Below are 5,228 nucleotides of genomic sequence, written 5' to 3' on the forward strand. Positions count from 1 at the left end.
GACGATTGCCTAGATGCACCAGCATGCAGCCCTGAAAGGGAGCGGCTTGAGGTCTTGACTGTTTTAGTTGACGACTATGAGGCCAAGCATCACCCCATCAGTCCACCTGAGCCCATTGCGGCGATTGAATTTGTGCTGGAGCAACAGGGACTCTCGCGGAAAGATCTGGAGGACGTGATCGGTAGCAGCGGACGTATCTCAGAGGTGATGAACAAACAACGCCCGCTGATGTGCTGATTCGCAGCACAGGGGACTCACTGCCAAAACGCGTCACGGCCCGCGTGGCGGTGTAGGCGCTGTTCATGGCGTCGGCCAGCGGCCGTCCACCAGAAACTGCGTTCGTGTGAACTGGGCTGTAAGTCCACCACCAAAGCAAACCGCCGTCACGCCCTCAGCGGTGATCTCCAGGCTCCAGTCCTGAAAATCAAAGGGAGTACTGCTAAAAGCGAAGGGCGTCATCACCCCCACAACTGGCTGAGTCTCCGGTGAGCGGGCCGAAGGCGCTTCAAAAGCCTGAACCTGCCGCTTACGCATGCCGTCGCCGCAGTGTTGGCTGGCCGCATAACTGCAGGGGTCAGTGATGCTGTCCAGCGCCTCGGGTGTGAGGTGTTGCTGTAAGGCCAGGCCGCGCTCTGCGTTGATCTCCACTGCGAAGGCTGTTTGCTGGCGTTGGATGCGGCCTCCGCCGGGTAGCGGTGAACCTTCCAACTGCCTCAGGGCATGGAAGGCCCGCTCTGCCAGGGAGGTTTCTAGCTCCCGTGCTGCATAGAAGAGATGGCGCTGATGGGCCCGGCCGAATCGCGAGCCACTTTCCAGGGGCGGGTAGCGAAATGGGGTGAGCAACAGACGATGGGAAGGCAGGGGGCGCCCATCTCCAGCCTCCGGCCAGTCGCTGGGGATGGGCGGCTTGACGCCTTCGATCAACTGCTCCAGGCGTGCTTGCTCACGCAAGCCGTCTACCAGGTCGGCCGTGCCGCTCTCGCCCTGGCGGTCAGTGATGCGATGGACAGCCCCGCGGAGGGGAGACAGTGGGGCCGCGCCGCAATCAGCCGCGTAGGCCATCGAGGTAATTGGCAACGCGGTTGAGCCCTTCGATGCGAGTCAGCAACAGCCGTGGCGGCTGCTCACTGAGGTGGTGGTTGGGTTGCTCCATCCAATGGCGCATCAGATCCCGATCGCCTCCGCAGAGGGCATGAAGGCTCCGGTACACGCGCAGCAAAAGCAGCGCCAACTCACCTTCCTTGGTCTTGGGATCTAGGCCTGTGCGGTCGATCGTGGTGCGGTGTTTGCCCACCACAGCACTGAGCTCTTCCTTGCTGAGCCCCAGAACCTGGGCAGCACGACCGCAGGCCTGCGCTACCAACTGGGCATCGGATTTGGTGAGCGACTCCTGGGAAAGCGGAGCTACGGCAGGCGGCATCGGAGAATCCAAACTGTTTTGCAGATGCACGCATCATTGCCCAGATCGTGCATTTAAACAACTCACCAGGCGAACCTGGGCAGGATTTCTTGCTGATCTACCGGAGAGCTGCACCGTGGCGGTGTAGGCGCTGTTCATGGTGTTGCGGCCAGATCCAGGCGTTCACCGGTGCGGCCGACTGCAACCCAGCGACGGCCGCCACCGAGCCGGCGGCTGTGCTGCTGGGCCAGCTCGGCCCAGGGCAATTCGAGCTCGCTTGCCAGCTGGGCAGCCAGGCGCACCACCTTGATGCGGGTGAGGTGGCCTAGAAGCTCATCCAGGAGCGGCAGCCGCAGGTTGCGCGTGCTCTCCACCAGCTGGCGCACCTCCTCCAGGCCTTCGAAGCTGCCGGTTTCGCTGAGCAGCTCCAGCAGGGCGCGCTCCGGAGCGGACACAGGCAGCTCTGGATGGCCACCGACCAGGGGTGCCAGCCCGAGCCCCGCTGGCAGCTCGGGACCAAAGATATGAGCGACGCGGTAACGCACTTGCACGACGCCATCCAGCCAACGGGGCAGGCGGGCCGGCTGATCACCCCAGAGCACCACGGTTTCCCGGTAGGCCAGGTTGTGATGGACACCGCGCCAAGCCAGGGCCGTTTTGCCGGCTACATGCAACCCCGGCACCTGCTGCGCCAGGAAAGCCAGGCAGGCATCCCGTTGCAGCGTGTCGCCGGGAAGCCCGTAGGCACCGCGGCCCAGGCGCAGCAACCAGCCCGAGCGCACCAGCGCGGAGGCCCGCTTGGCCGTGATGCCATGGGCGGCCAGTTTCTCCATCCCCAGGGGGCCACCGCGAGGCAACTGCGCCAGGGGCTCCTTGAATGAAAAACGAGCTGCAGATCGTTCCATGACTGAACTGTAGCCAACTTTCCATGCAGTCCCAATGAGTGGCCGCGCCCGACCGCTTGAGGCGCCCCAGGTTGGCCCGCATGGGATTTGAGCGTCAGATCACTCCATCAGTGAACTAGCGCAGGTTTTTCATGCTGCGTGCTCGCGGATGGTGATGTCCCTGCGGCCTGCGCAATCGCCGCCGCCACCAGCTCCAGCCGCTGCTCCAGGAACCGCTCAAAATCATCGACCCAAAGCCCCGACTCATCCCCATAGGGAATCAGGTGGCTGGCGAGCACGGTTTCCATCGGGAAGCCCGGCTCCTCCCGCAGTTCCGCCATGTACTCGGATGGGGCGGAATAACTGATGTGTTGATTGGTCTCTCTGTCGATCAGGCAGCGGTTGAGCACGCAGTCCCGCTTGCGAGCTTCCACTCCCTGCAGTTCGAGATGGTGGGCCGGGAAGATGTGGTGGTCATCGATGCCGCTGCTGGCTAGCAGCTGCTCGTTGAGCACGGCACGGCTGTGGAAGTCGAGCGGGCGGTTGCCGCTGGCGAGGATCAGGCAGATGGTGGCGCGGTAGAGGGAGCGCTGCCTGGGGGTGACATCGCGCAGTAGCTCGGGGTTGAAGTGGAAGCCGCGCACGTTTTCAGGTGCCGGGGCAGCTGAGTCGTTGAGCCAGGGGATCAGCTCGCCCACGTCGCGGCCGCTCTGGGCGTTGGGCGACTTTTCGTAGGCCTGGCTGAAGGCCGAGCACCAGAACCAGCGCTTGATCTGCTCGCGCTGGGCACCAACGGCCACACCCTTGCTGGCGCCGGCAACGGCGAGGGCTGCGGCCATGGGGGAGAGCATGGTGTTGAACGGCAACCAGCGGGCCTCGAGCACCCAGCAGTCATCGTGGAGGATCGTGAGGGAGAGCGCCAGGGCCCCAATCACGGGTTGCCACCACTGGATGACGGTGCCGGCGGTGAGGTTGAGCACGTCGCCGCGCTTGCAGCTGGGAGTTTTACCACCGGCCAGGGCGATGGCCATCAGCACGTAGTAGGGGTCAACATCGAAGTGGGCGATCAGCGGGTGATCGCTGCGGGCCTGCTCCCAGAGCTCGCGCAGCTTGAGATCTTGACTCCAGAAACGGGCGGTGAGTAGCTCAAACACGCTGAGCTTCACGCCGGTGCGGTTGAGCGTCTCGAAGATCGTGCAAAGAGCCGCTGGCTCGGTATCGGCGGACAGGGTGACAACGGGGAAGACGTATTGATCAATGCGGTTGATCCACTGGGCCTCCAACTCCTGCAGCTGATCTTCCAGCTGGTCGCGCTCTGCTCCCTGACGGGTGCGAGCGACCTGGGAGGCCCACTTGGAGAAACCGGTGCTGCCCTTGTGAAGCGTGGAAAGTGGCATGAGCAGCTGCTCGGCTTGCCACTCAATGGCCTCTCGCTTAGCTACTGCACCTTTGGTACGCCGTAAGTAGTCAATGGCGTCCTCAAAGTCAGCGCCGTCGATCAGGGCGTGGATGTCGAGGTAGTAGCGGTGATCGCCAACGCCGTAGAAGGCTTGATAGAGGGAGGTGAGCCGCTGCTGGCCGTCGAGCACCAGGAAGGTGTGCTCAGATGCGGGTGGTGGAGCACCTTCGAACTCACGACTGGAGAAGGCGCGCTGCCGGTCGCGCACGCGCAGGATGCTGCCGGCGGGGTAGTTATTGGCGATCGAGACGATCAGGGCCTGGGTGGCACTGGGCTCCCAGACGAAATCGCGCTGGAAATCGGGCAACACCATGTCGCCGCTGTGGATCCGATCCAGCAGATCGAGGAGTGGCTTGGAGTTGGTGTCTTCGTAGATAGTCATGCATCGATGCCCTCCTTCTCGAAGAACTCCCAGGCGATCCGGTAGTCCTCTACCCGATCACAACGATCAAAAGGCGCCTCATAAGTGATTATGTGCTCGACAGGTCCACCCGGAAGAGTATCGTCAACTACTCGATGACAAACATTCCCATCAGTCAATGCACTTGCCTTTTCCCAGCTACTTTGTTCGTTATGCTCTGCGCATTTGATTTTGCGTGGCAATGCCAATCCCGATAGTGATTTACTTGACGTAAAGACAATTGCTCCGGCTTTGTCGTACCAAGTGCCTAATTCATTTTGTTGGAGAACCGGAAATTGAATTACGTACATTGCAATAAGCTCGTCTAGATTCAGGCCGAGCGCCATGGCCGCCAGGACATCAATCTCAACAAATGCTTGCCTGCGCTCGTAGGCGTTTCGCAAAGGGAATGAGTGGCTCCATTCTGAGCAGAGCCTGGCTGGATTTATCGGAGTAAGTCGTACATCTGATTTCGTCCATCCTGTAAATTCAGAGCTTGCAAAGATATTTCCCGGTAAATATTGGGCAACGTATCTATTTGTACAATTTAGCAAGATACTTCTTGCTATAAGCGAGTCTTCGATCTTCTTCGGCGGATTTGATGGTAGCGGCAAGGAAAGAGCGAGATTCTTCCTGAAGTCACTTCGGCCTGATGTTTTTATTATGAAGTCATAAGGCAAGGACTGAAGGTAGGCGCTACAAAGCGCTGCTCCATATTGATCCTTGAAAGAAATGGAGAAGATGCCGTCTAGATGCTTGCATCTCTCGGGAAGAAGTGCTGCTCTTAAGGTTCTCGCTGTTTCGAGGTCGAGAGCTCTGACGATTCCAACGCGGAAGGGGTTTGAAGCTTTCTGCCGCTCTGGGTCGACACTGTTGGGTGCAAGCTGATATATACACCTTGGCAGGTATCGCTCGGCAAGGGTTTCAACTCTAACTAGGTCAAATTGTCGAGAATTTGTGGAGTCTCTTCGTGGAGACTTGTAGAATGCATTGCCATTGGAGACATGAGCCCCCCCCCAGTTTCAGGAAAGTTGTCACCCCTCTGATCAGTACATCCGGGGGCTTGAGGACATGACTAATGCGTCG

The 5,228-nt window shown here is 60.1% G+C and carries 6 protein-coding genes; 1 reads left to right on the plus strand and 5 read right to left on the minus strand.

Annotated features, from left to right (window positions below):
* A partial coding sequence (locus AC01FP_RS15840) for a helix-turn-helix domain-containing protein (RefSeq protein ID WP_474481638.1) occupies nucleotides 1-237 on the plus strand: 237 nt, incomplete at its 5' end.
* 63 nt (nucleotides 238-300) lie between these two features.
* On the opposite strand, the gene AC01FP_RS15845 is transcribed toward AC01FP_RS15840, so the two are convergent.
* From AC01FP_RS15845 to AC01FP_RS15865, 5 genes are all read right to left on the minus strand, one after another.
* Entirely contained in the window at nucleotides 301-1,062 is a 762-nt protein-coding gene (locus AC01FP_RS15845) for an RES family NAD+ phosphorylase (protein WP_474481639.1), read from the minus strand.
* Nucleotides 1,046-1,420 (minus strand): antitoxin Xre/MbcA/ParS toxin-binding domain-containing protein, encoded by a 375-nt coding sequence (locus tag AC01FP_RS15850; protein WP_474481640.1) that lies wholly within the window; start codon nucleotides 1,418-1,420, stop codon nucleotides 1,046-1,048. The genes AC01FP_RS15845 and AC01FP_RS15850 overlap by 17 nt, the downstream gene beginning before the upstream one ends.
* Nucleotides 1,421-1,554: 134 nt before the next feature.
* Nucleotides 1,555-2,304: a type IV toxin-antitoxin system AbiEi family antitoxin domain-containing protein gene (locus AC01FP_RS15855; RefSeq protein WP_474481641.1), complete on the minus strand. Its 750-nt coding sequence runs from the start codon at nucleotides 2,302-2,304 to the stop codon at nucleotides 1,555-1,557.
* Between the two features lie 107 nt (nucleotides 2,305-2,411).
* On the minus strand, nucleotides 2,412-4,124 hold the full coding sequence (locus tag AC01FP_RS15860; RefSeq protein WP_474481642.1) for a GmrSD restriction endonuclease domain-containing protein: 1,713 nt from the start codon (nucleotides 4,122-4,124) through the stop codon (nucleotides 2,412-2,414).
* Nucleotides 4,121-4,546: a hypothetical protein gene (locus AC01FP_RS15865; protein WP_474481643.1), complete on the minus strand. Its 426-nt coding sequence runs from the start codon at nucleotides 4,544-4,546 to the stop codon at nucleotides 4,121-4,123. The genes AC01FP_RS15860 and AC01FP_RS15865 overlap by 4 nt, the downstream gene beginning before the upstream one ends.
* Nucleotides 4,547-5,228 lie beyond the last annotated feature (682 nt).

The organism is Cyanobium sp. NIVA-CYA 375 (genome assembly GCF_056108345.1).